Source organism: Rossellomorea aquimaris, assembly GCF_000935355.1.
Classification (GTDB): Bacteria; Bacillota; Bacilli; order Bacillales; family Bacillaceae_B; genus Rossellomorea; species Rossellomorea aquimaris_B.
The window spans coordinates 1-22,798 of the sequence record NZ_JXZC01000003.1 but is presented as its reverse complement, the minus strand read 5'-3'; the positions used below and the strand labels follow the sequence as shown (position 1 = coordinate 22,798).

Below are 22,798 nucleotides of genomic sequence, written 5' to 3'. Positions count from 1 at the left end.
TTCGTTTATGTCTCACGTGGGACATTTGTATATAACTATAAAACCAACATCACCCTTTGACAACATTTTTTTACAATAACAATCTCTTTTTCTACTAAAAAAAAATGCTAACTCCCTTGGGAATATAGCACTTTGCTTTCTATTTATTTTTTTGACTGCATGAATCACGTTTGACAAGTGTAGCTTGAAACGGACTCATTTTTTCATATGGGCGCACCTCAATCCGCTGAATCATCCGCTCCACCAGAGCCACCGCCATCTCGACCCTTGGTACGTGCATGGTCGTCAATGCGGGGGATGTATATTCCGTAAGCAATAGATTATCAAACCCAATGAGGGACACATCATCAGGGACATTCAGGTTGGCCTTATTTATTGCCTTCAGAGCACCGAATGCAATACGATCATTCGAACAAACGATGGCAGTAGGAAGACTTCCCTGCCCCATCCAATGATTGATGGCATCCCGGCCTGATTCTTCGATGAACTTGCCTTTATAGATGTATTCCTGATTAAGGGGGATGCCTGCCGCTTCCATTGCTTTTTGATAGCCGCTCAGACGCTCCATTGCCGCCGGATTATCTTCATCACCCGTGACGATCCCGATTTCCTGATGACCCAGCCCAATGAAATGATTGGTCGCCTCCATCGCACTCTCTTCGTTCAGTAACACAGGCATCGGAACCGATGAAGTCCGTCTCGACACATTATTTTGATCGAAGACCCCGACAAAGAAGCCCGCTGAAGTGATTTGATCAACAATCGATTGGACGTTGCTCCAGCTGATGATGATACCCGCATCGATGCTCTTCTCACGGTACAGTTTTAAAACGGGGGATGCATCGTTCAGATCCGTCATGTTCACAAGCATATTATACCCCCGCTCTGAACAGGCATTGATCATGGCCCCGATCACCACACTGTAAAAAAGGTCATCCGAATAAATACGATACTTCGAAGGATCCTGAATGATAAAAAGTCCGATCGTGTGCGTTTTCTTCTTCACCAGCCTTCTCGCTGAAACATTTGGCTGATAGTGGTGCTCCTCCATGATCTTCCGGATGCGGTCGCGTGTTTCGGGTTTCACCTGCTCCGAATCGTTCAGCACCCGCTGCACCGTCTTCCGTGATACCCCCGCAATCCTCGCAATATCAAATATATCCATAAAATCCTCCTGAATGGTTCTTTCTATCTATTATAGCGGATGATAGATGGGTTGGGTATATTGCTGTGACTGGACGATCGAACCTTCAAAGTTCCCCCCAAAAATCAAATGAAACCACCCCGTCCCTTCATCCGTATATACACTATAAATAGAAAAGCAACCTTGAAAGGGGAACACTATGGGAAATATATTACTATTTTCAGTCATTGTCGGATTGGTCATGGCCTTGCTCGTTGTACCGATGGCAATCATGAAAAAGCAGGATAAAAAAGAGGGATATCCATCATTCGCAGCACTGTTTGGAGCCACCCTCCTTATCACGACTATCATTGTATTCGTCTTCTATTACATTACGAATCTTGATCAAAACTTTACGAGCATGTGGATCTTGCTCATCGTAGCCGCAGGATTCGGCGCCACACTTGCAACCGGGACCGAACGCAAGGTGAAGGGTTCACTGTTCCTTGGAAGTCTCTTCGTTGGGGCCTACTTCCTGACCGCCTTTGTGTTCAATGCCGATGAGAAATATGAATCCGCTAAAATGGACGTGAAAACGGAGATCGAAGCGTTTGATGAAAAGGAAACGCCGGCAAGCGTCCCTCCACAATTCGCCCGTAACAAAATGAAGAAAGCATTCGGTCAGGTACCGAATACGAGTTATTATGAGCTTGGACGACTGCAGATTCAAAAGGTCAATGGCGAGTACGTCTACATTGCACCGGTTGAATTCTCTGGATTCTTCAAATGGTTCAAAGGGGATGAAACACCTGGTTACTTCACGCTAAGTGCCACCGATTCATCAGCAAACCCTAAATTCATCAAAGAAGAAATGGTTTACACACCATCTGCCTTCTTTAATAAAAAAATCGAACGGCACATCCGCTTGAACTATCCGAAGCAGATCTTCAATGGTGATGTTCAGCTTGAAATCGATGACGAAGGAAAGCCATTCTATATCCGGACGTACGGAGAGTTCATTTCTGCACGTAACGGTTTTGAAGCAAAAGGAATCGTCATGGTCGATCCTAAATCCGGTGATACCAAGTCATACAAAATCGATGACGTACCGGATTTCATTGACGGAGCGATTTCACCGGAAACCGTCAGCCTCCAAAACAGTTATTTTGGTAACTACGTTCAAGGCTTCTGGAACAGCCGCTTCGGTAAATCAGACGTCAAGCTTCCTTCAGATGAAGGGACCGAAGCCAATGTGAGCCCTATTTTTGACGAAAATGGTGACATGTACTACTTCACCGATTTCACGTCGCCAAAAGAGGGAGTCGACTCCATGCTCGGCTACTCTCTGACGAATTCAAGAACGGGAGAAGCGACGTTCTATACCGGAAATCTTGAAGAGTCCTACATGGATTCCCAGGGAGCCCTGCAGATCATCCAGAAGAAATTCATCGAGAAAAAATGGGACGGGGAAATGCCGGTGCTCTATAACTTTTACGGAGAAGCAAGCTGGCTGACACCGGTGCTCGATGCGAATGGTTTCTTACAAAACTACTTCATCGTCTCGGCAGCCAACCCTGAAATATCAGCCTATGCCAATACGCCAAACCAGGCATTGAAGCAATACAAAACCGCCCTTCAACGTGGCGGCGGCAGTGTGGACGGAACTTCAAAGGTCGAGGAGAAACAGACAAATGGTACAGTCATCCGTGTCTATAAAGAAAAGTCAGGCGACTACACGGTCGTATCATTCTTACTCGACAACGGCAAAAACTATATCGTCTCTTCCGAAAACAGCTTACTTGCGATCTACCTGAAAGAAAATGACATGGTGAACGTGACGTACATGGATACAGGCGAAGAGTTCCTGCCGGTGAAAGAACTGACCATCGAAGGATTATAATAAAAAAACGATGAGGGCACATAAGCTCTCATCGTTTTTTTATGATTCACCGGCATTCACATAATACACCAGATTATCCGTCCACTTCCCAAACTCATAAATGAATCCTTTCCGGGTGCACTCATACTGCATGCCTACACTTTCTGCAAGCCTGATCGAAGGCGTATTATCCAGATTGATATGAGCCTCGATCCGGTGATAATTCAATTTCACAATGGCCAGTTGAAGGGCTGCCTTCACCGCTTCCTTCCCGTATCCACGACTCCAGTAGCGATTATGTACCGTATAACCGACCCTTCCCCAGTTAAAGTTGTACCGCATCAGAGTGGAAAAGTCGATGGTTCCAATATTGGCACCCCCATCTTTAAGAAAGATACCCAGAATATAGACCTGATCCCGATCCATCATCTCATCATGCTTCAGAAGCATCTCACGGAACCAGAACTCCGTGCATTCACTCATATCCTGATATCCGACGTCGTATTTATGCTGTGACGGAAGCCTGTTCAGATGTTCCCTTAGCCAGTTTTTATAATCTCGATTCACGAAGGGTCTAATGACCAACCGGGGTGTTTCGATGGTTAAGTCCTTATACTTCATCTTTGCCCCACCCTTTCCGTTTATATATGTCATTTTTCATCTAATTTTGATTGTATCTTTTTTAACCATTCGATCTGCTCACGCTGGCTTTCCACCAGTCTGCTTGTTTGCTTCTCGATTGTTATCGTTATAGACCATAGTGATAGCACGATGACCAGAATGATGACAAAAGCCCCCACTACTCTCACCCCTTATCGTTTAATAGTATCAACCGGACATTTAGAATGGTAGTCTTTTTTCAAAAAAACGGAAGGCGTCCCTCTGCTGAGAAACGCCTTAGCCTTTACTTATCATTATTCCATTCTTCCTCTAATTCCTTTTCGATTTGCTCATCGGATAAATATTCTTCATCCATTTGCTGCACATGCTCCGTGATACGGTTGAGCTTGGTATGCACGACCCAAAGGCTGATTACCACGACTGCCATGAATAAAACAAGGATGAGTTCAAATTCCATCTAATCGACGCCTCCTTTACCTATGTTTATTAATCAAACACGGGAAAAAGAAGGCTTTTGCAAGAAAAAGGACGGAAGAACCATTCTTTTGTCTCTTAATACGCTTTCGCCCAATAGACCAGGTGTTTTGAACCTTTTTCACAGCACACACACGTATCCGACACCTGCTCCTGTTCAAATGGCATACATCGTGATGTAGCACCCGTTTCTTCTTTGACCTTATCTTCGCAGGCACGGTCTCCACACCACATGGCTTTGACGAATCCGCCTTTCTCATTCATCGTCGTTTTGAATTCTTCAAAGGTTTTCGCTACCGTGGTTTTCTCGTCGCGGTGAGCTCTCGCTTTTTCTAAAAGATTGTGCTGAATGTCTTCTAGAAGTTCTGCGACTTTCCCCCCAAGCTCTTCCATGGCTACCGTGATTTTCTCACCTGTATCTCGTCTTGCCAAAATCACCTGACCGTTCTCAATGTCCCTTGGACCGACTTCCAATCGAAGTGGAATGCCCTTCATTTCATATTCATTAAACTTCCAGCCCGGCTTCTTATCACTCGCATCGATGTCAACCCGAGCAACGCCTGCAAGCTGACTTTTCAGATTATAGGCAAAATCAAGGACACCTTCCTTGTGCTGGGCAATCGGCACGATCATCAATTGAGTCGGCGCGATCCTTGGTGGAACGACCAGGCCGCGGTCATCCCCGTGTACCATGATCATGGCACCGATGATCCGCGTTGTGAATCCCCAGGATGTTTGCTGCACATGCTGAAGCTTTCCATCGCGGTCGGTGAACTGGATGCCGAATGCCTTTGCAAATCCATCACCTAAATGGTGAGATGTACCTGATTGCAATGCTTTCCCATCATGCATCAAGCTTTCGATCGTGTACGTATATTTCGCACCGGCAAACTTTTCTTTTTCGGTTTTCTGACCCTTGATGACCGGGATCGCCAGCAGCTCCTCACAAAGCTCTGCATACACCTCAAGCATTTTCACCGTCTCATCATGAGCATCCTGATCCGTTTCATGACATGTATGCCCCTCTTGCCATAGGAATTCCAATGTCCGCAGAAATGGACGCGTGGTCTTTTCCCAGCGAACAACATTGGCCCATTGGTTGTAGAGCTTAGGCAGATCACGGTAGGAATGGATGATGTTTTTATAATGCTCCCCGAACAATACCTCTGAAGTCGGACGGACACATAACCGTTCCGCCAGCTCCTCTTCCCCTCCATGAGTCACCCATGCCACTTCAGGCGCGAAGCCTTCGATGTGATCCTTCTCCCGCTGAAGGAGGCTTTCCGGTATGAACAGTGGCATATACACATTTTCATGCCCGGTTTCTTTTATTTTTGCATCAAGCGCATCTTTGATATTTTCCCAAAGCGCGTAGCCGTAAGGCCTGATGATCATCGACCCGCGGACGCTGGAATAATCGATCAGTTCCGCCTTCGTAACAACATCCGTATACCACTGTGCAAAGTCTTCATCCATGCCCGTAACATCTTTTACAAATTCTTTTGCCATTCGAGAGCACCTCATTTTATTGTTGGATTGTTTTTAACGGCGAAATTTTGATTTTATCGGCGAAATGTTAGATTTAACGGCGAAATCCAGAATATAACGGCGAAAAATCCATTTTAACGGCGATATCCGGAATATATCAGCCGAATCCCCGTTTTATCAGCGATATCCGGAATTTATCAACGATATCCCCATTTTATCAGCGATATCCGAGATTTATCAGCGAAATCCCCATTTTATCAGCGATATCCAGAATATATCAGCGAAAAATCTATTTTATCAGCCGAATCCCAAATATATCAGCGAACCGCCAATAACACCTAAAACAAAAAAAGCCCCGCTTCTCATCAGGGACCATTTCTGGCGGTACCACCCTGATTCAAAGCAAAGCTTTACACTCATTCCATGATAACGGTATCGGACCGCTGATATCTTCATTCGATACAGAACTTAGAGGCAGGTTCAAAGGTTCATCCATAGGAGCTTTTCACCAAACCGCTCCCTCTCTGAAAAGACAAGATCCCTTTACTGATCCTCTTCAATGTTTCAGTTATTTTAGATGATTATATAGAGATTTGATGGGGGTGTCAATTTAATTTTATTTTTTTGTTCTTACCGGTGCCACATCACGCCCCTGGCTTGATGAATGGCTCTACTCTAAAGCCCGGATTCCCTTGAAGGTCCGTCCCCGGTCAAGCCCCGTATTGATCAGCCGTCATCTTCATCCACTGACCCCCTCTGTGCCATTTTCATTTATTTTTCCCCATGAATTCCTGGCTGTGCTTATAAATAAAATCATCGTGACCCCAAGCATGACCATTGATCCCGCAACCACAACAAATCGGATCGACACCAGTTCGGCTCCCACTCCAATAAGCACCGTGGAAAGGACGACCAATACCCCTTCCAGCAATCCGTAAATACTGACTACCCGCCCCATGATCTTGGCGGGGATATGTTCTTGATAAAAGGTTTCAAACCCTGTCGTCGCAAAGGCCAGGGCAAAGGATAAAACAGCGAATCCGATTGCCGCTGATAAGAATCCATCTGAGAAAGAATAAATCAGGTATCCTCCGGAAACGAGCAGGGAACCAAATCCCAGAAGATGCATGTGATGAAGCTTATGGGATAGTGACGCGTTCAGGATCGACCCCAGTACAAATCCACCCCCTGCAATGCTTACAAGATATCCATACGTACTGTTCGAAAGCTGCAATACCTCTTTAGAAAATGCGGCCTCAAGGGAATCGAGGGCTGCCGTCATCACGAGCAGGCTGCTGAACAAGACGTAAAGAACCATCACATACGTAGCACTCCGGCTGAATCCCCACACCACCCGCCAGTCCTCTTTGATGACTTCCCATTTGGTATCACCTGTATCAACGGGGACCCCATCCTCAAGCTTCGGAAGAAAGAGGGTGATCACGCCAGATAAAAAGAGGGCCAGTGCATTCATATAAAGGGCAAACGTCGGTGTCCCCATCATGAACATCAGCCCGGCAATTCCCGGTCCAATGAGAAACGCACCCGATCCGACAAGCCCCCGGAGAGCATTGAATCGCTGTCTGTTCCCCCGTGGGATGAAGGTCGTGATGTACGCCATGGACGCCGGATAAAACATGGCGCTTCCCATATTGATGATCAACACAACCGCATACACCCACCAACTCGACGAAAGAAAAGGCAGTACCGCAATCAACACCCCTCTGAAAAAATCAAGCCCCGCCATCAGATTCCGCTTGTTGACCCGGTCAATCAAACTCCCGGCCCAGGCATTCGTCAAAAGGGCAGCCACAGGCTTCAATACATATAATATCACCACGGCTAGAGGTGATTCCCACTCGTCTAAAACAATCAAATTAAGGGCGATTAAATAAATCCACCCTCCAACATTCGAAATCCCGATGCCTGTCAGCAGCAACAAAGGATATTTCCACTTTCTCATTGGTTATTCCTCCCCGCGATATGTTTTATGAAACAAAAAAATCCCACCCCCAAGACGTTGATCTTGGGGGCGAGATTATCTATCGCGGTGCCACCCCAGTTCGTTAATATGTCGCCATACTAACCTTTTCGGGTACGGCCAACCGGCTTATACCCTAGCCCGATAACGGGAGCTCCCGTCACACCATCCCCATTGCCCGGTTCCGGTGCACTGCTCAGAGTCTTGGTTCAATACCGTCCCTCTTGCTCCCTTTCAGCTGCCGGAGCTCTCTGTTAAAGAATTCGGATATCTACTCTTCTCTTCATGGCATTTAATTGAAATTTTTATTATGATAGCATGATTTTTGGAGGAAGTAAATGGAATATTTACATGGTCATTTTTGTTTAATGATATTAATCATAAGTTCGCGGAGTCGTCGAGTTCCCTAGTGGCTGCTGTCGTTTATCGCCAAACCGACCCCAATAGCAACACCAGCACAAAAAAAAGAGCACTCCCAATTCCCGAGCGCTCTCCCCCATTAGCTCCCCATCTTACGACGAGTATTGCTGGGCTTCTTCGTTTGTTGACTTTGCATACGTTGATTCGATGCTAAACCGCCTGTTGCTTGTTTGCCACCGGCTTGTGCTTCCTTTTTCTTTGCCAGCTGCTGCTTCATCGCTTCCTGCAAGCTGATTTTTTTCTTTTCTGGCTGTATTTGCTGATCATTATTAGACATGATGGGATCTCCTTTTGAGACAACTAAATTTTTTTAAACTACCTCTATTATAATACATCCTCCACCAGAAAACATCTCAAGCTCCAAATAAAAAAGCCAACCCGTAAAGGATTGGCCGTCATTTCTAGTGGTATCCATTCTGCCCGTTTGCAGAACCGGATGTTTTCTGTTTCGGTTTGTGATTGCTGTTTTGTTTTGTACCGCCGTCTTTTTTCGTTTTCTTTGTCATTCTGAATCACTCCTAATAATTAGTCGTCATCAAGAAAACTTGTGGTTTTTGAACCACTCTTATTTTGTGCAAAAAAAGAAAAGAGTTCCCCGGTAATTACCGGAAAACTCCTTTCACATCAGGCTGCTGATTGAGGAACGTCTTCGTCGACTTGAATGATGGACCCATCGTTTAAGCGCTTTCTTAATGTGTAAATAAAAGCCAGGATAGCTGCAACCGTTACCATTGCTGCACCCATATACGCTGTACCCATCGATAAACCGAAACCAATCGGTGCGCTCAGGATATACGTGAATGTCACCATCGTCATAAAGATCGCCGGGATCGTTGCGACCCAGTGCGGTTTCTTTTGAAGGGCCAGATACATGGCACCTACCCAAAGGGCAATCATTGCTGTCGATTGGTTCGCCCAGGAGAAGTATCTCCATAACAGGTTAAAGTCGATTCGTGTAAGCACAACTGAGATCACGAACAATGGAATCGCAATCCAAAGGCGGCTTGAGATTTTCACTTGTCCTACTTTGATATAGTCAGCAATGATCATACGCGCACTTCTGAATGATGTATCACCAGAAGTGATTGGTAATACAATAACTCCAAGAATGGCAAGTGTTCCACCGATTGATCCAAGCATAAGGATCGATACTTCACTTACAACCGCTGCCGGTCCGCCTTCTTTCAGGATGGCATTCAGTTCACCCGGCTGGAATAAGCTCATGGCAGCTGCCGCCCAGATCATCGCAATGATTGCTTCTAAAATCATCATACCGTAGAAAATTTTGCGTCCGTTCTTTTCATTTTGAGTCGTTCTTGAAATGATTGGTGACTGTGTGGCATGGAACCCTGAAAGTGCCCCGCACGAAATCGTTAAGAATAATAATGGGAAAATGGCTACTGAATCAGGATGCATATTCGTTAAGCTGATTTCAGGAATGTCCGCCCCGGTAATCACTAATCCGGCACCGATCCCAACTGCACTCACTACTAGCAGTGCTCCGAAAAGCGGATATACTTTACCGATGATTTTATCAATCGGTAATAGGGTTGCGACAATATAATAAATAAAGATTGCGGCGATAATGACACCTAATGAAATCCAGGCTGGCGTCAGGTTCGCGATCAATGCAGCAGGTGCTGTGACGAAAACCGTACCCACCAGCACGAGTAACAGAATCGAGAATGCGTTCACCACGTGCTTCATCGTCTTACCAAGGAATCGTCCTGCAAGCTCCGGTAAATGAGCTCCACCGTTACGGATCGATATCATTCCCGTTAAGTAATCATGAACCGCTCCGGCAAAAATCGCACCAAGTACGATCCAAAGGAATGCGACCGGTCCATAAAGTGCTCCCATGATCGGACCGAAAATGGGCCCGACACCTGCGATATTCAAAAGCTGGATCATGGAGTTCTTACCCGTTTTCATTGGTACATAATCCACTCCATCCGCCTTCGCATAAGCAGGAGTCGAACGACTTTCATTGATTCCAAAAATCTTTTCAATCAATTTTCCATATGTGAAATAACCGATAATTAATACAACAATCGAGACCAGAAATGTAACCATGCTTATGATCCCCTTTCGCTCATTTATGAATACGCTTTCATTATAGCAATCATATTCACATTTTCGTCACATTCTGTTCAAGATGTCGAAAATCGGGGTTAAGGTGTTCTGAGGGGGGATTAATGTGCATGGTGTAAATGAAGGGTACCTGGCACTATTAGTCGGTTTAGTGCCAGGCAACGAATGCTCCGTTTGTGCCTGGCCCTTAAAGTCAAAATTGTACCAGGTACAATTCCCCTCATCTGTACCAGGTACAATAAAAAAACCACCCCCATTACAACTCCAACCGCTCCCTCAATTCCCTCACATAATTCCTGCTCACCGGAATCGCCTCATCCGCTCCATGAACCTTCAACTGATACACTCCGCTGCCCCAAGGGATGAGCTCTTCCACATAGGTCAGCTGAACGAGGTAGCTTTTATGGACCCGGAAGAATGGATAGGTACTGAGCTTCGCTTCCAATTCCTTGATCGGCAGGCGGCACGTATACTTCTTTTTCTCCGTACAAATAAATGTTTCCCGCTCTTCACGGAAGATATATTGAATGTCTTTCGGGCTGATGAAGACAATCTTGTCCTCATCCTGAACCGCTAGTTTCCCCATCGACGGGCTTTCGTTCTGCTCTTTCACTCCCACTTTCAAAAGATTCTTCAGCCGCTCCATCGTTTGCCTGAGCTGGTCTTCTTCAAATGGCTTCAATAAATAGTCGACGGCTTCCACACGGAAGGCTTTAAGGGCATAGTCCGGATATGCAGTGGCAAAGACGATTTCCGGTTTGTGCTTCATTTTTTGAAGGGCTTCCGCTAAGTCGACCCCGCTCATGCCCGGCATCTCAATATCCAGAAATAAGACGTCGGGTTCTTTTGTTAAAATGATTTCCAATCCCTTTTCAGCAGAACTTGCTTCCCCGACTACTTCCACCCATGAATAACCGCTTAATAGATGCTTCATTTCTTCCCGGCTATAGGGCTCATCATCAATAATGGCGACTTTCATTCTTTCTCACTCCTTACCGTAAATTCAACGGTGGTCCCGTTTCCTGTTGATGAAGTGATTGATAGACCAGCTTCTTTCCCCATCATCATTTCCAATCGCTTGTTCACGTTATAGAGGCCGATTCCTGTACCGGAGAGTGATTCTACAGGCTCAAGTAAAAGCTTCTCCACTCTCTCTTCATCGATCCCCGCACCGTTATCCTCAACACGGACAATCACCTCATCACCATTCAACGCAATCGAAATCTTCAATACAAATCCTTCCTCCACATTCTTCATCCCGTGCTTAATCGCATTTTCAACAAGAGGCTGAAGGGTAATCGAAGGGACTTTCGCCTGCAGGGCACCTTCGTCAATCTCATACACCACTTCGAGCCTGTCAAAGAATCGGGCTTCTTCAATGGCAAGATAAGCCTTTACATGCTGCCCTTCTTCTTTAAGGGTCGAGGTGGATTTCGTGCTTCCTGTCAGGTTCTGACGGACAAATTGGGAGAGTGAAATCAGCAGGGTCCTCGCCTTATCTGGATTGATCCTCGTCAACGACACGATGACATTGATGGTATTGAATAAGAAATGTGGATTGATCTGTGCCTGCAGCGCCTTTACTTCCGACTCTTTCGCAAGCTCTTTATGGGTATCGATTTCTGCCAGTTCAAGCTGATGGCTAAGCAGGGTCGCAATTCCCTTCGTTAATTCCATCAGGATCGGCGAGATCTCTTTTTCCGAATGAAAATAGAATTTAAGCGTCCCGACAATTTCATCCCCTTTTAAAAGAGGCGCCATGATCGCCGCTCCCAATGGACATCCATTCCGGTCGCATTGAATATCCTCTCTTCCCACCTTCATGAGCTCTCCCGTTTCGATGACCCGTTTTGTCGCTTCGGTTTGAATCGGGCGTCCTTGTTGGTGATGATCCGAGGCTAATCCGACATGAGCCAGGATGTGGGAAGTGTTCGTGATGGAAACCGCCAACGCGTTCACATCTCTCATCAGGATTTCACACGTTGCCTGTGCAGAGTCTGCATTCAATCCCTTTCGCATATATTTCACCGTGCTATCAGCCAATCGCAGGGCTTTCTGGGATTGATCCGCTCCCATCCGCTCTTCCTCATAAAAAACACTTTTGATGATCAACAGAAAAATTCCGGTCCCGACTCCATTTGCAAGGATCATCGGCCAGCCTATGTCGGAAACGAGTAAATAGGCATCATCAAATGGCTTGGATAATAGAAGTATGAGAAGCATCTGCATACCTTCTGCCACTAAACCAACCACGAACGCTTTTTGAGGGGAAACAAGCCTGTTCTTCTTTTCACGCTTCCCGATCCATCCCGCCAGTAATCCCGCTAACACCGTCGAGATCCCGCAGGAGAATGCCGTGAAGCCTCCAAGAAAATACCGATGGACCCCTGCGACCAATCCTGCTCCAAGTCCGATCCATGGACCACCCAGTAACCCGGCGACCACGACACCGATAACCCTTGAGTTGGCGATTGCTTCATTCTGTTGAAGATGCCACTGCCACTTCGTGTATTCCTCTTGAAACGGATTCACGATCAATCCTGTATATGTACCGACGATCCCGAAGAAACCAAACAGCAGGATGAGGAGCAGTGTCTGGGTTTTCTTCACATGGGTCCGCTTCTCGATTAAATGACGGAAGAAACTGATCCTCGTCATGACAAAGGCTATCGTCACAATGATACCAAGCCTCTCCACCATCGCAGCTATCAACATAGGCTCCACCTCGCTTTCTATTTCACATCAAAAAAAGAAGACCCCCTTAAACACGAATGTTTAATAGAATCTTCCCCTACTTTGACCTGTACTATGTCCGGGGGTGATTTCCCCTATTTTAACATGAATCCTTGTCTTTAATCGTCACGAGTGCATTGATTTCTCCGCCGATCATGATGATGATTCCCGTTAAGTAGAACCAGATCATGAGGACGATGATCCCTCCGATGCTGCCATATGTGGCTGAATAATTCCCGAAGCTTCCTACGTAATAAGAAAATGCCAAGGAAGCCAGTACCCATCCAAGCGTCGCAAAGATCGCCCCTGGGAAAGCACTTAAGCATTTGATCCGTTTACTCGGAGCAAAGTAATATAACCCTACGAAAATGATGAAGAGAATGATGGGACTGATCGCCCAGCGAATCCCGTTCCATATCGTTAAAAATTGCTCTGAAAATCCGAATTGAGAAAATAATAATAGGCCGATCTGTTTTCCGAATACCGGAAGTAAAAGAGCTACGATAAATACTAGAATCATGGCAAATGTCAATAAAATAGACATGAGGCGGGTCGCAATGAATGATCTGGTTTCCTCTACATCATAGGCACGGTTTAAACTTTTCACGATGGCATTCATCCCGTTGGAAGCCGACCAGATCGTGGCGATGATACTGACTGACAGTAAACCGGAATTCCGGTTCGACATGACGTCCTGCAGCGTTTCCTCGATCATGGACATCGTTTCCCCTGGTGCAAAATCCCTGACCAGACCCAATATGTCCCCCTGCTCGACGGGAAGGTATGGCAAGAGTGTTACGATAAAAATCAGCAGTGGAAAGAGGGATAAAAGAAAGTAATAGGCAATTTGTGCGGCCAGGCCAGTTACATCATTCGCACTGATATTTGAGAAAAGACTTTTAGAAAATCCTTTCCATCCTCCTTTGACCGTCTCATCCGGCATATTCTCACCTCGTTTCGTTAGTAACCCTTGAATGAGGAAGCAATCGGTTGATTTTCTTCATCCTGAGTTGACAGTTCGTTGGATGTTTCCCTATCTAAAAACGTTTCTTTATAGGTTTCCGAAGAGTCTTCAAAGGTTTCCTTCGTCTCCTCGATGATTTCTTTCACCTGTGGGGTCATCCCCTTGATTTCATCTACTTTTTCACTGATGAATTGAATATCCCTGCTTACCTGCTCGGCTGTCGTACGTAATTTTTCATACACTTCCTTCGATGACTCGACCAGTCTTTGAGGATTTTTTGAGTACGTTGAAAGATAATTCCCACTGTTCTTTAAAGATGTCCCCATTTCCTGGCGTGTCGTTCTATCCAGCAGGGAAAGCAGACCTCCTGCTGCGGCACCTAACAGAACCCCTTTAAAAAATTTATTGCTTCCCATATGTATTACCCTCCTTCAAATGATTGTCCTTTTTAATCTTATCTAATAATTGGCTGCAGCCGGACTCCACTAAATCATACACCTCTTGAAAATTCCCCGTGTAGTAAGGATCAGGAACGTCTTTCTCCCGGCTTTCTTCCACTAAGTCCAAAAGCCTGAAGACCTTTCCGTGATGTTCCCTTTCAAGGATCTTCTTCATGTTTCGTTCATTGGAAGCGTCCATCGCCACGATGTAATCATACCTCTTATCTTCACCATGAAATTGTCGGGCGAGCAAGCCATCACTCTTTATATTATTTTCTCTAAGAATAGCTAAAGTTCCTTCATGAGGTTTCTTCCCGACATGCCAATCTCCCGTGCCTGCAGAGTCATCCTCAATCACGCCTTCAAGATTCGCCTCTTTAACCTTTGCCCTGAAGATTGCCTCCGCCATAGGGGACCGGCAAATATTTCCCAAACATACAAACAACACAGATACCATGAACGTGCCTCTCCTTACGTTTTAGCTTACCTACTCATTTCCCATTCCTTAATAGTGTAAAACATTCTCCGAAAAAAATCCTTTCCGGGTTGAAGTTATGTTGACAGGGTGGAGGAATCATGGAAAGATAAATGTAATGAATGCACGTCAGAAAGGACGATTTCAAATGGATTTATCACAAAACACAACGGAAAATATTGAGTTCATGGTCACTGCCATTAAAGAAAAATTAAAAATTGTCAATGCCGGTGCCGTAAAGCCTGAAGATTTCAATGAGGAAATGTATGAAGACCTTCACGACCTTTATGTAATGGTCGATCGCAAGGACAGATTCAGCCCTAGTGAAATGACTGCGATCATTGAAGAAATGGGTAACCTCCGTAAATAATAGGCAATCCCGATATGTAAAAAGGGGACATTCCCTCTAAGGTACAAAATACCTTGGGGAATGTCCCCTTTCATTTACTTGTCCTATTTAGAAAGAAGCGCCAGTGATTCACGGTTGAATGCCGGAAGATCATCCGGTGTCCTGCTTGTCACAAGCTGATTGCCGCATACGACGACTTCTTTATCCTCGTACGTAACGCCTGCGTATTCCATATCTACTTTAATGGACTTGAAGCCTGTCGCTTTGCGTCCTTCCAGTGTTTTTGCCGTGATTAATAATTGTGGACCATGACAGATCGCGAATACCGGTTTCTTTTCATCCATGAAATGCTTCGTGAATTTTACGAAACGGTCATCTGCACGCAACTGATCCGGGGAGAATCCGCCTGGTAATAATAAGGCATCGAAGTCTGAAGGGTTGACGTCATCGATGCTTTCGTCAATCTTGACTGTTGCATCGCCCTGCTTCCCTTTGACTGATTTTCCTCTTTCTTTTTCAATCGTCACAACTTCATGTCCTGCTTCTTTAAACGCTTTTTCAGGATCTGTAAATTCTACGTCTTCAAACATGTCTGTAATTAACGTTGCTATTTTAGCCATAAAATGAAACACTCCCAGTTATCGTTTGTTTTTTATCACAGGTGTACTTTACCCTTTGTACATAAGTTCAAACACGACTCCCTTATTTATCCATCGTGAATTGAGAAAAAATCGTGTTCCTCTGTACTTCATACACTTCTTCACCCACGATGTCATTGATGATTTGAATATTACGGTCCACAGCCAGCCCTAAGTTCGTTGCCCCTGCACCATGAGAATGCTCCAGGCTCGTGACCGTATAGAAATGATGATCCCGGTCTCTATTCTCTTTAAATTCCAGCTTATAATTTCGGGAGACTTTATATTTCTTATCATCTTCCCAGACGATTTTGTCCTCGAACTCTTCAAAAAACCATCCGGGGATATTCGGCTTATAACCCGTCGCCAAAATCACCTTATCCGCCTGATATGAAAAATCACGCTCTTCCTGCCATTGACGGCAATTCAGGACGTACTGATCCTCCTCTTTCCGGATCTTATTCACTTCTGTTAGCGGCTGTATCGTAATGTCCGGCGAGTTAGCACTGACCGAATGGTTATAAAGGATGTTGTAAATATTGTTGAGGGTATCGGGATCAATTCCGTTCCGCAGCTGATCCAATGTTTCTAGGGCCTCCACACGCTTCTCATACGTCAGCCCATGAAAATAATCCACATAGTCAGGGGCAAAGAATTCCTGACCAAGCTTTGAGGACTCAAGCTGCAAGATCCCTTCAGAACGGGTCAGCCATGTAAGCTGATATGAATGATTTTGCTGTTCCTTCAATAAATCAAAGAACACCTCGGCAGCACTTTGTCCGGAACCTACAATTGTAATCGCAGACCCTTCCATTGTCGTATTTTTATGGAACAGATACTTACTCGTATGATGGACATCCACATCCGGCAGACCATCCATTCCGTCTAAAATCAACGGCTTGCTTCCCGTACCCATCACCACATGCTTCGCATAATAAATCTCACGCTCGTCGGTCAACCGGTTATCGATCACAACCTTATAGCGGTCGCCCTCATCCGTGACCCCGATCACTTCACTATGAAATTGACAGCAGCTAAGCTGACTCACCACCCAACGGGCATAATCATTGTACTCCTGCCTCGGCATCTCGAACTTTTGAAAAAAGAAAAATTTATATAAACGATTATGGGTATGTAAATAATTCAAATAGCTGTACCGGCTCTGTGGATTCGCAAACGTCACCAAATCCGCAATGAACGGAACCTGCAGATCCGTCAAATTGATCAGCATCCCCGGATGCCATTGAAACTCAGGAGTCTGATCGAAAAATTTCACCTTCAGATCCGTCTTCTCCTCCATCAACGCCGCCAAACTTAAATTGTACGGCCCGATCCCAATACCGATACAATCATATACATCCTGTCTACTCAATTGACACTCCTCCACATCTGTAATCATCTTTTCTATTTTTACCCTAAAACGATGGGTGATTACCCTCTTTAGTGAAATTAATTGTGACGGATGTGTGGTAGGTGATTAATTTGACTGTTGAATTTCATTTAATATTTAACAGTTGATTTTCAATCGGAATTTGACTGTTAAAATAGACCGGATATTCAGCTGCTGAACTGTTTAGATTGATTTACCTTAAGAATTGCACCCTCAACGGTGTTTTTTATTATTAGCGATTGAATATTGGGTTCGGAAAAGGGAAAAACATGTCTTGATGCGGTGCTTCAAAGGGGGTGGGGAGATCTTTATTATCGAGTTTCCTCTCTATATTATCGACTTTCGGATTATATTATCGACTTTGCCCCATATATTATCGACTTTCCAGATATATTATCGACTTCGACACTTATATTATCGACTTTTCGAATATATTATCGACTTTGCCACCTTTATTATCGACTCAACATAAAATGACACAAACCGACAAACACCTTCTCCGCCACACGCCCGGCACTACAGACCCAGACAAAAAAAACCGATCCCCACTACGAGGATCAGTTCTTCCTGAATATCATCACATACCACCCGCCTTCTTTTACGATCGGTTCGACGGACTCCACTTTGAAATTTGTTTTACCTGCCAATGTCTCCATCTCCTTCTGCGATGGTATCGGATACAGGTTCTGAAATGTCATGAAAAAGCTGTTGAAGGCACTGGAAAATTGCTGCCCATGCTTTGATTTTTGCATCGGGGTCAGGACAAAGAATAAGCCTTCCGATTCCAGCCACGTCGATGCTTTTTCAAAGAATTGCAGGCGCTCGGACGGATCGATATAGTGAAAGAGGTTATTGGCCATGATCATGTCAAATTGTTGTCCGGGCTCATATTCATGCAGGTCTTTACAGAGGATTTCAATATTTTCATAGTCACTAAGCGACTCTTCTGCAGCTTTTGCGACAGCTTCATGAATCTCGATCCCTACCATTCTCTTATCAGGAAAGCGATCTCCTATTCTTTTCACATACCCGCCTTCCCCACAGCCCAGATCCAATATTGAATTCACATTGTATTTTTTAATCGCTTTCTGCACCTTTGGAAAGGCAAAGCGTTCTAACAGGATCGACGTTTTGGCTACAGTCGAGCCATGGACATCGGAATTGAAATGCTGCTTCGTTTGATTGCGCAATAATTGAGGATACGATAACAGTGCAGGTATGTGAAGTTCCATCATTTCCTTCAGTAAAATACCTGAGGAATGAGGGTCCCTTTTTGAAGTCGGCAGCTTCCAGCGGTTCTTCGTTGTCACTTTCTCATCTTCCACACGTTTCAAATGCTTAATGGTGATGCCGACCTCTACCCACTGTTCAAGGAGGTCCATTTCGATATTTTTTTCAAGCGCCACTTCCTGAATCGAGGCAGGATTTGTAAAACGATCAAACAAATCCATTTCGTACCCTACATAGGCATGCCAGCTGTACAGAAATGGGACATTCTTTTTCATCCATGTTCTTGCCCGCCATACTTTCACCATTTCTCCGATCATCGTAGTGCCTCCTTTCCTTTCCAAGGATAATCCTGGATTTCCTTAAATTTAGTGTTAGATTTCTCTTCTTCAGTCAGCGAATCATTTCTGATCGGGAGCACTCCCCCCTGGACCATCCGGTCGTAAAGGGTTTCTCTCCACATGCCGAGGCCGGATATGTTCAGCATCTGCTTGTAATGGGAAATCGAATCCCTCTCCATTCGTTGAAGGCTCTTATTTCGAAGCCAGCCGACCGGGCGGTACGGATACGAATAAACGAGGGCCGATAAATGACTGAGATGCATTTGATGGGCAACCCTTCTCTTCCGCACCTTTGGGTACCACTCCAAATTGGAGGGATCTAATTTACCGGCCGAATACATATCACACAGTAACTCTCCAAGAATGCTTCCATCCTGGATCGCCATATTCATTCCTTCTCCTGCCATGGGATGAACCGTGTGGACGGCGTCGCCTATGAGGGCAAGATGATCTTTCACATAGGTTTCCGCATGATATTTGAGTGGAACCATCAGCTGGATCTTCTTCCAGTCTTCTATTTGATTGACATACCCATCAAGATCCGGGCACATTTGGATATAGAGTTTATGAAATTCTGAAATCGGTTTTTTCCGAAGGGTCTTGTATTCCCCCGCTGGAATGAGATAGACGGATCGTACTTCATCGTTTGGTAAGGGGAATAGACCCAGGAATGATTGATATGTAGAAATGATACGTCCCTTCACCATTTCCTTTGGCCTCGGAAATGTCACAGTCAAGAAATGATGGTTGTACTTTTTTTCCTTCACATTCACTTCCATATAGTCACGTGTGACAGAGCTCCTTCCTTCCGCACCGATAATAAAGTCGCTATGAATCTCTTGAGCCTCTTTCGTCTCGCGATCCTCGGTGATCACGGTATGGCCATCTATATTCTTACAAACTGTATTCGATCGATAATGAAATGTTGGATATTCCTCCCCTTTTTTTCGTAGAAGTTCCTTTAACGTTTCATGATGGATCATCAATGAATAGGGGTATCGACTGGGAAGAATCGAGTAGCTCATCGTGGAGTTCTCCGCTTTTGATTTCGCATTTTTCAATTCAATGAGTTCCAAATCGGAAATGATGTGGCCATTTTCGAATACGGAGTCAATGACCCCCAATGAATCGAATATTTCCAAGCTTTTTGGCTGGAGGAGCTCTCCCTTGTATACGGAGCTTGGCCCTGGTAACCGTTCCACAACCGTTACGTCTATATTGCACCGGGCCAATTTCAAGCCCAGTGTCAATCCGCCAATTCCTCCACCACTAATAAAGACATTCGTCTTCATCTCTCCTCACCTCTTTCTTCCTCTTTAACCTTTTTCCAGGATGTTGAAACGTGGCGATGTGCTCCCATCCAATCGCCATGAGTAGACAAGTTCTTAGGTACGAAAAGAGAATGAAGAAATTTGTAGAATGTTCTATTTCCCGGAAAATAACAGCGCTAGCAGCTTCTAACCCTTGAACTATTTACAGTTTTTGTCGGATGATTCCCTTGGTTAAATCGACAATAGCTGAGGAAATAAAAAAACTCCACAATGAGAGTTTCCTCTCCCATGTGGAGTTCTTTCTATTTTTCTTTTGCAATCGGCAGTAAGATCGTAACGGTCGTTCCCTCCGTTACATTACTTTGAATGGATAGTGAGCCGTGATGCTCCTTGATGATTTTTTGGCAGATCATCAGTCCGAGACCGGTCCCTTTTTCTTTTGTGCTGTAGAACGGTTCACCTAAATGCTTCATGCGCTCAGGTGGGATTCCATTTCCGTTGTCCTGGATGGAGATTTTCGCATAACCGTCTTCTTTTTCAAGTTGAGCACTAAGGACACCACCGCTTGGCATGGCTTCCAAAGCATTTTTCATGACATTTAAAATGACCTGTTTCATTTGATGGGAGTCACAATAAATTTCCGCTTCTTCCACAGAGAACCTTACATCGACTCCTTGCTTCAGGCATTCCATCTTAATGAATTCAACAGAGCTTGTGAGGAGTGTAGTCAGGGACGTCAGGGAAAATTGAACCGCTCTAGGTTTCGCCAAGGCCAGAAATTCATTGGTGATAATTTCGATTCGATCGAGCTCTCCCTGGATGACCCCTAAGTAAAAGTCATCCTTCGCATTTTCTTTCATCAGTTGAAGGAAGCCTTTAAGCGTCGTCAGCGGGTTTCTGATTTCATGGGCCACTCCTGCTGCAAGCTGTCCGATCATCGCTAGCTGTTCCGATTTCTTCAGTAAGTCTTCATTTCGTTTTTTCTCGGACAAGTCCCGGATGATGGCAGAAATACCTATCAGATTTCCCTCATCATTTAAGATCGGGTTCATGTTAAAGGCGATTTCGATCGGCGTGCCGTCTTTTCGGTAACGCACCGTCTCATAATCCTTTATGCGCTTTCCGGCCTTGATGGTCATTAAATTCTGTTTGAATTGTCCTACCTGTTCCTCTTGGTGAATAAAGGTGATTTTATTTCCTGTAATTTCATCCTTATTCCAACCGAACATCGATTCAAACTGCTGATTGACCTTTAATACGCTTCCCTCTGGATCTAAAAGGACAATTCCGTCGCCGGCATGCTCGAAGTACGCTTCGAGTAATTCTTTTGCCTCCTTTAGTTCTTCTTCCATCTTCAGTTTTTCTGTGATGTCCTGACCAAATCCATAAATTCCGATCACCTTGTTTTTGACCCGGATCGGGATATTGGTGACCGCTACATGGCTTTTGCCACCTTCTCCATTTTCGAAGGTAGTGACAAATCTTGACGCTTCTCCTTTAAGGGCGACTTCAAAGTGATTGACGGCTGTTTGCCTGCTGCCTTCCGCGATGAATTCACTGAAGTGACTTCCGATCATATGAGGAGATATATGATTCCACTGCGTTTTCACAGCGGGGTTCACTTCCTGGATGATCCCTTTTGTATCGACCATATAAATATTATCAGGACTGTATTTCACAATCGATTTATACTTTTGCTCGCTTTCAATCAGTTTTCTCTGAATATCTTTGATCAGGGAAATATCTGATATGGAGCAGATGATTTCCACTACTTTTCCCTCTTGTACAACTGGAACGATGGAAGCGATATATTCTAAATCCTTGTATTCATCCTCATAGGTCAACTCTTCACCGGTTTCCCAGATGTGCTGGAGTTTCGGCTGGATTTTTCCTAAGTGGTGGGAATCAAATACTTCTTCAATGGTTTTACCAATCACCTTTGAAGGAGTCAGGTTTAGTTTTTTTAATAGCTCTCCAGCTGCCATTTCGATCACAAATTCGTTGTCTCTCTTATTGATCTTATAGGTGATCGTCTTTTGGAGACGGAGTGTGTTTTCAAGTTCCGCTTTTAATGAGACCAGTTCGTTTTCATAGTTTTTCTTCTCCGTGATGTCGTGCAGGATGATTCCTACACTGTCTACCGTTCCGTCACTTTTGTAATTTGCTGGAGAGATGGTGATATTGCAGGTGATCTTCCTTTGATTGTTCATCTTGAAGGTTACTTCTTCCCCGGTTATATTCAAGCCTTTTAAACCGTTCATCACCAGATTGATAAAGGATTGATTCTGAAGTGGGGTTTGATTGCACAGGGACTCACCCAGAACGGTATCGGAAATATGAAACAGCTCCTGAAAGGACTGATTCATTTCCACTACCTTCCCTCTTTTATCAAGGATACATACACAAGTGGGGGTGTTATAAATGAGAGACTCGTATATGGCCGAACGGGAATTATTTGTATAGTCATGGGAAACATGGTTTTCTCCACAGGCCTCTGGAACAATCATCACTAATTCTTTTTGTTCATCTATCTGTTTACGTTTAACATTGTAGGTATAATGATTTAAGCGAATGGAACAATCCTCTTTTTCTACCATTCTCTGAAGAAGATTATCTTCTTGAAGGGTCAATCCTTTCCATTCTTCATTCTCTTCGATAAAGAAATGGTCTTTCACATCTATTATTGCAGCCGGGACTGGAATCGAATCAACACTCAATGCATGATAGGGTTGCATATCAGTCATAGTACCTTCCTTTTTTATAACGTTATTTACCACCATTTTACCCTACCTCTTCTTACATATAAATGTCCAATATATTTTGGGACAAAGTAAAACACAGTCGTGTAGATACGAACTATTTCAGTGTAGGCTCTTAATACCGCTAATGATTT

Annotated in this window: 20 protein-coding genes and 2 other annotated features; of the genes, 2 read left to right on the top strand and 18 right to left on the bottom strand. The window is 44.6% G+C overall.

The genetic code is table 11. The features are described from left to right. Positions 1 to 139: 139 nt before the first annotated feature. On the bottom strand, positions 140 to 1,165 hold the full coding sequence (locus TV75_RS09625) for a LacI family DNA-binding transcriptional regulator (RefSeq protein WP_044338553.1): 1,026 nt from the start codon (positions 1,163 to 1,165) through the stop codon (positions 140 to 142). Positions 1,166 to 1,343: 178 nt separating this feature from the next. On the opposite strand from TV75_RS09625, the gene TV75_RS09620 reads away from it, so the two are divergent. Beyond that, entirely contained in the window at positions 1,344 to 3,023 is a 1,680-nt protein-coding gene (locus TV75_RS09620) for a UbiA family prenyltransferase (RefSeq protein ID WP_044338552.1), read from the top strand. A 39-nt stretch (positions 3,024 to 3,062) separates the two neighbouring features. Here TV75_RS09620 and TV75_RS09615 read toward each other — a convergent pair whose 3' ends face one another. From TV75_RS09615 to TV75_RS09570, 12 genes are all read right to left on the bottom strand, one after another. Then, positions 3,063 to 3,623 carry a GNAT family N-acetyltransferase gene (locus TV75_RS09615; RefSeq protein WP_044338551.1) on the bottom strand — a complete coding sequence of 187 codons (561 nt, stop codon included), beginning with the start codon at positions 3,621 to 3,623 and terminating at the stop codon, positions 3,063 to 3,065. Positions 3,624 to 3,652: 29 nt separating this feature from the next. Further along, on the bottom strand, positions 3,653 to 3,802 hold the full coding sequence (locus TV75_RS21820; RefSeq protein ID WP_156142377.1) for a hypothetical protein: 150 nt from the start codon (positions 3,800 to 3,802) through the stop codon (positions 3,653 to 3,655). 104 nt (positions 3,803 to 3,906) lie between these two features. Next, positions 3,907 to 4,080, bottom strand: coding sequence for a hypothetical protein (locus tag TV75_RS21815; RefSeq protein WP_156142375.1), 174 nt, complete (start codon positions 4,078 to 4,080; stop codon positions 3,907 to 3,909). A 95-nt stretch (positions 4,081 to 4,175) separates the two neighbouring features. Beyond that, the gene (gene proS / locus TV75_RS09610) at positions 4,176 to 5,606 is read right to left on the bottom strand and encodes a proline--tRNA ligase (RefSeq protein ID WP_044338550.1); all 1,431 of its coding nucleotides are present in this window, start codon (positions 5,604 to 5,606) and stop codon (positions 4,176 to 4,178) included. Positions 5,607 to 5,949: 343 nt separating this feature from the next. After that, positions 5,950 to 6,154, bottom strand: a binding site (T-box leader). Between the two features lie 170 nt (positions 6,155 to 6,324). Further along, entirely contained in the window at positions 6,325 to 7,548 is a 1,224-nt protein-coding gene (locus tag TV75_RS09605; protein WP_044338549.1) for an MFS transporter, read from the bottom strand. A gap of 62 nt (positions 7,549 to 7,610) precedes the next feature. Next, positions 7,611 to 7,862 (bottom strand) — a binding site (T-box leader). Between the two features lie 203 nt (positions 7,863 to 8,065). Next, positions 8,066 to 8,263 (bottom strand): hypothetical protein, encoded by a 198-nt coding sequence (locus tag TV75_RS09600; RefSeq protein WP_044338548.1) that lies wholly within the window; start codon positions 8,261 to 8,263, stop codon positions 8,066 to 8,068. Between the two features lie 347 nt (positions 8,264 to 8,610). After that, entirely contained in the window at positions 8,611 to 10,059 is a 1,449-nt protein-coding gene (locus TV75_RS09595) for a carbon starvation CstA family protein (protein WP_044338547.1), read from the bottom strand. Between the two features lie 274 nt (positions 10,060 to 10,333). Continuing rightward, on the bottom strand, positions 10,334 to 11,056 hold the full coding sequence (locus TV75_RS09590; RefSeq protein WP_044338546.1) for a LytR/AlgR family response regulator transcription factor: 723 nt from the start codon (positions 11,054 to 11,056) through the stop codon (positions 10,334 to 10,336). Continuing rightward, on the bottom strand, positions 11,053 to 12,792 hold the full coding sequence (locus TV75_RS09585; protein ID WP_044338545.1) for a sensor histidine kinase: 1,740 nt from the start codon (positions 12,790 to 12,792) through the stop codon (positions 11,053 to 11,055). The genes TV75_RS09590 and TV75_RS09585 overlap by 4 nt, the downstream gene beginning before the upstream one ends. A gap of 118 nt (positions 12,793 to 12,910) precedes the next feature. Continuing rightward, a complete protein-coding gene (locus tag TV75_RS09580) occupies positions 12,911 to 13,753 on the bottom strand; it encodes a YihY/virulence factor BrkB family protein (RefSeq protein WP_044338544.1) in 843 nt (280 codons plus the stop codon). A gap of 17 nt (positions 13,754 to 13,770) precedes the next feature. Then, complete coding sequence (locus tag TV75_RS09575; protein ID WP_044338543.1) at positions 13,771 to 14,190, bottom strand: hypothetical protein; 420 nt, start codon at positions 14,188 to 14,190, stop codon at positions 13,771 to 13,773. Next, positions 14,177 to 14,671 (bottom strand): low molecular weight protein-tyrosine-phosphatase, encoded by a 495-nt coding sequence (locus TV75_RS09570; RefSeq protein ID WP_044338542.1) that lies wholly within the window; start codon positions 14,669 to 14,671, stop codon positions 14,177 to 14,179. The genes TV75_RS09575 and TV75_RS09570 overlap by 14 nt, the downstream gene beginning before the upstream one ends. A 166-nt stretch (positions 14,672 to 14,837) precedes the next feature. Here TV75_RS09570 and TV75_RS09565 point away from each other — a divergent pair, with 166 nt between their 5' ends. Further along, complete coding sequence (locus tag TV75_RS09565; RefSeq protein WP_044338940.1) at positions 14,838 to 15,059, top strand: DUF1128 domain-containing protein; 222 nt, start codon at positions 14,838 to 14,840, stop codon at positions 15,057 to 15,059. An 83-nt stretch (positions 15,060 to 15,142) separates the two neighbouring features. On the opposite strand, the gene TV75_RS09560 is transcribed toward TV75_RS09565, so the two are convergent. From TV75_RS09560 to TV75_RS21170, 5 genes are all read right to left on the bottom strand, one after another. Next, entirely contained in the window at positions 15,143 to 15,658 is a 516-nt protein-coding gene (locus TV75_RS09560) for a type 1 glutamine amidotransferase domain-containing protein (protein WP_044338541.1), read from the bottom strand. 82 nt (positions 15,659 to 15,740) lie between these two features. Beyond that, a complete protein-coding gene (locus TV75_RS09555; protein ID WP_253275506.1) occupies positions 15,741 to 17,048 on the bottom strand; it encodes a lysine N(6)-hydroxylase/L-ornithine N(5)-oxygenase family protein in 1,308 nt (435 codons plus the stop codon). Positions 17,049 to 17,623: 575 nt separating this feature from the next. Continuing rightward, positions 17,624 to 18,613, bottom strand: coding sequence for a class I SAM-dependent methyltransferase (locus tag TV75_RS09550; RefSeq protein ID WP_044338539.1), 990 nt, complete (start codon positions 18,611 to 18,613; stop codon positions 17,624 to 17,626). Beyond that, positions 18,610 to 19,926 (bottom strand): FAD-dependent oxidoreductase, encoded by a 1,317-nt coding sequence (locus TV75_RS09545; RefSeq protein WP_044338538.1) that lies wholly within the window; start codon positions 19,924 to 19,926, stop codon positions 18,610 to 18,612. Before TV75_RS09545 ends, TV75_RS09550 begins: the two co-directional genes overlap by 4 nt. 281 nt (positions 19,927 to 20,207) lie before the next feature. After that, positions 20,208 to 22,649 carry a PAS domain-containing protein gene (locus TV75_RS21170; protein ID WP_172655692.1) on the bottom strand — a complete coding sequence of 814 codons (2,442 nt, stop codon included), beginning with the start codon at positions 22,647 to 22,649 and terminating at the stop codon, positions 20,208 to 20,210. Positions 22,650 to 22,798: the final 149 nt, after the last annotated feature.

What these genes read in the sequence shown, in the direction of transcription:
- TV75_RS09600 (WP_044338548.1), bottom strand. Translation starts at nt 8,263, where the DNA reads ATGTCTAATAATGATCAGCAAATACAGCCAGAAAAGAAAAAAATCAGC.
- TV75_RS09605 (WP_044338549.1), bottom strand. Translation starts at nt 7,548, where the DNA reads ATGAGAAAGTGGAAATATCCTTTGTTGCTGCTGACAGGCATCGGGATT.
- TV75_RS09550 (WP_044338539.1), bottom strand. Translation starts at nt 18,613, where the DNA reads ATGATCGGAGAAATGGTGAAAGTATGGCGGGCAAGAACATGGATGAAA.
- TV75_RS21170 (WP_172655692.1), bottom strand. Translation starts at nt 22,649, where the DNA reads ATGACTGATATGCAACCCTATCATGCATTGAGTGTTGATTCGATTCCA.
- TV75_RS09580 (WP_044338544.1), bottom strand. Translation starts at nt 13,753, where the DNA reads ATGCCGGATGAGACGGTCAAAGGAGGATGGAAAGGATTTTCTAAAAGT.
- TV75_RS09590 (WP_044338546.1), bottom strand. Translation starts at nt 11,056, where the DNA reads ATGAAAGTCGCCATTATTGATGATGAGCCCTATAGCCGGGAAGAAATG.
- TV75_RS09575 (WP_044338543.1), bottom strand. Translation starts at nt 14,190, where the DNA reads ATGGGAAGCAATAAATTTTTTAAAGGGGTTCTGTTAGGTGCCGCAGCA.
- TV75_RS21815 (WP_156142375.1), bottom strand. Translation starts at nt 4,080, where the DNA reads ATGGAATTTGAACTCATCCTTGTTTTATTCATGGCAGTCGTGGTAATC.
- TV75_RS09595 (WP_044338547.1), bottom strand. Translation starts at nt 10,059, where the DNA reads ATGGTTACATTTCTGGTCTCGATTGTTGTATTAATTATCGGTTATTTC.
- TV75_RS09625 (WP_044338553.1), bottom strand. Translation starts at nt 1,165, where the DNA reads ATGGATATATTTGATATTGCGAGGATTGCGGGGGTATCACGGAAGACG.
- TV75_RS09560 (WP_044338541.1), bottom strand. Translation starts at nt 15,658, where the DNA reads ATGGCTAAAATAGCAACGTTAATTACAGACATGTTTGAAGACGTAGAA.
- TV75_RS09570 (WP_044338542.1), bottom strand. Translation starts at nt 14,671, where the DNA reads ATGGTATCTGTGTTGTTTGTATGTTTGGGAAATATTTGCCGGTCCCCT.
- TV75_RS09545 (WP_044338538.1), bottom strand. Translation starts at nt 19,926, where the DNA reads ATGAAGACGAATGTCTTTATTAGTGGTGGAGGAATTGGCGGATTGACA.
- TV75_RS09585 (WP_044338545.1), bottom strand. Translation starts at nt 12,792, where the DNA reads ATGTTGATAGCTGCGATGGTGGAGAGGCTTGGTATCATTGTGACGATA.
- TV75_RS09615 (WP_044338551.1), bottom strand. Translation starts at nt 3,623, where the DNA reads ATGAAGTATAAGGACTTAACCATCGAAACACCCCGGTTGGTCATTAGA.
- proS (WP_044338550.1), bottom strand. Translation starts at nt 5,606, where the DNA reads ATGGCAAAAGAATTTGTAAAAGATGTTACGGGCATGGATGAAGACTTT.
- TV75_RS09620 (WP_044338552.1), top strand. Translation starts at nt 1,344, where the DNA reads ATGGGAAATATATTACTATTTTCAGTCATTGTCGGATTGGTCATGGCC.
- TV75_RS09565 (WP_044338940.1), top strand. Translation starts at nt 14,838, where the DNA reads ATGGATTTATCACAAAACACAACGGAAAATATTGAGTTCATGGTCACT.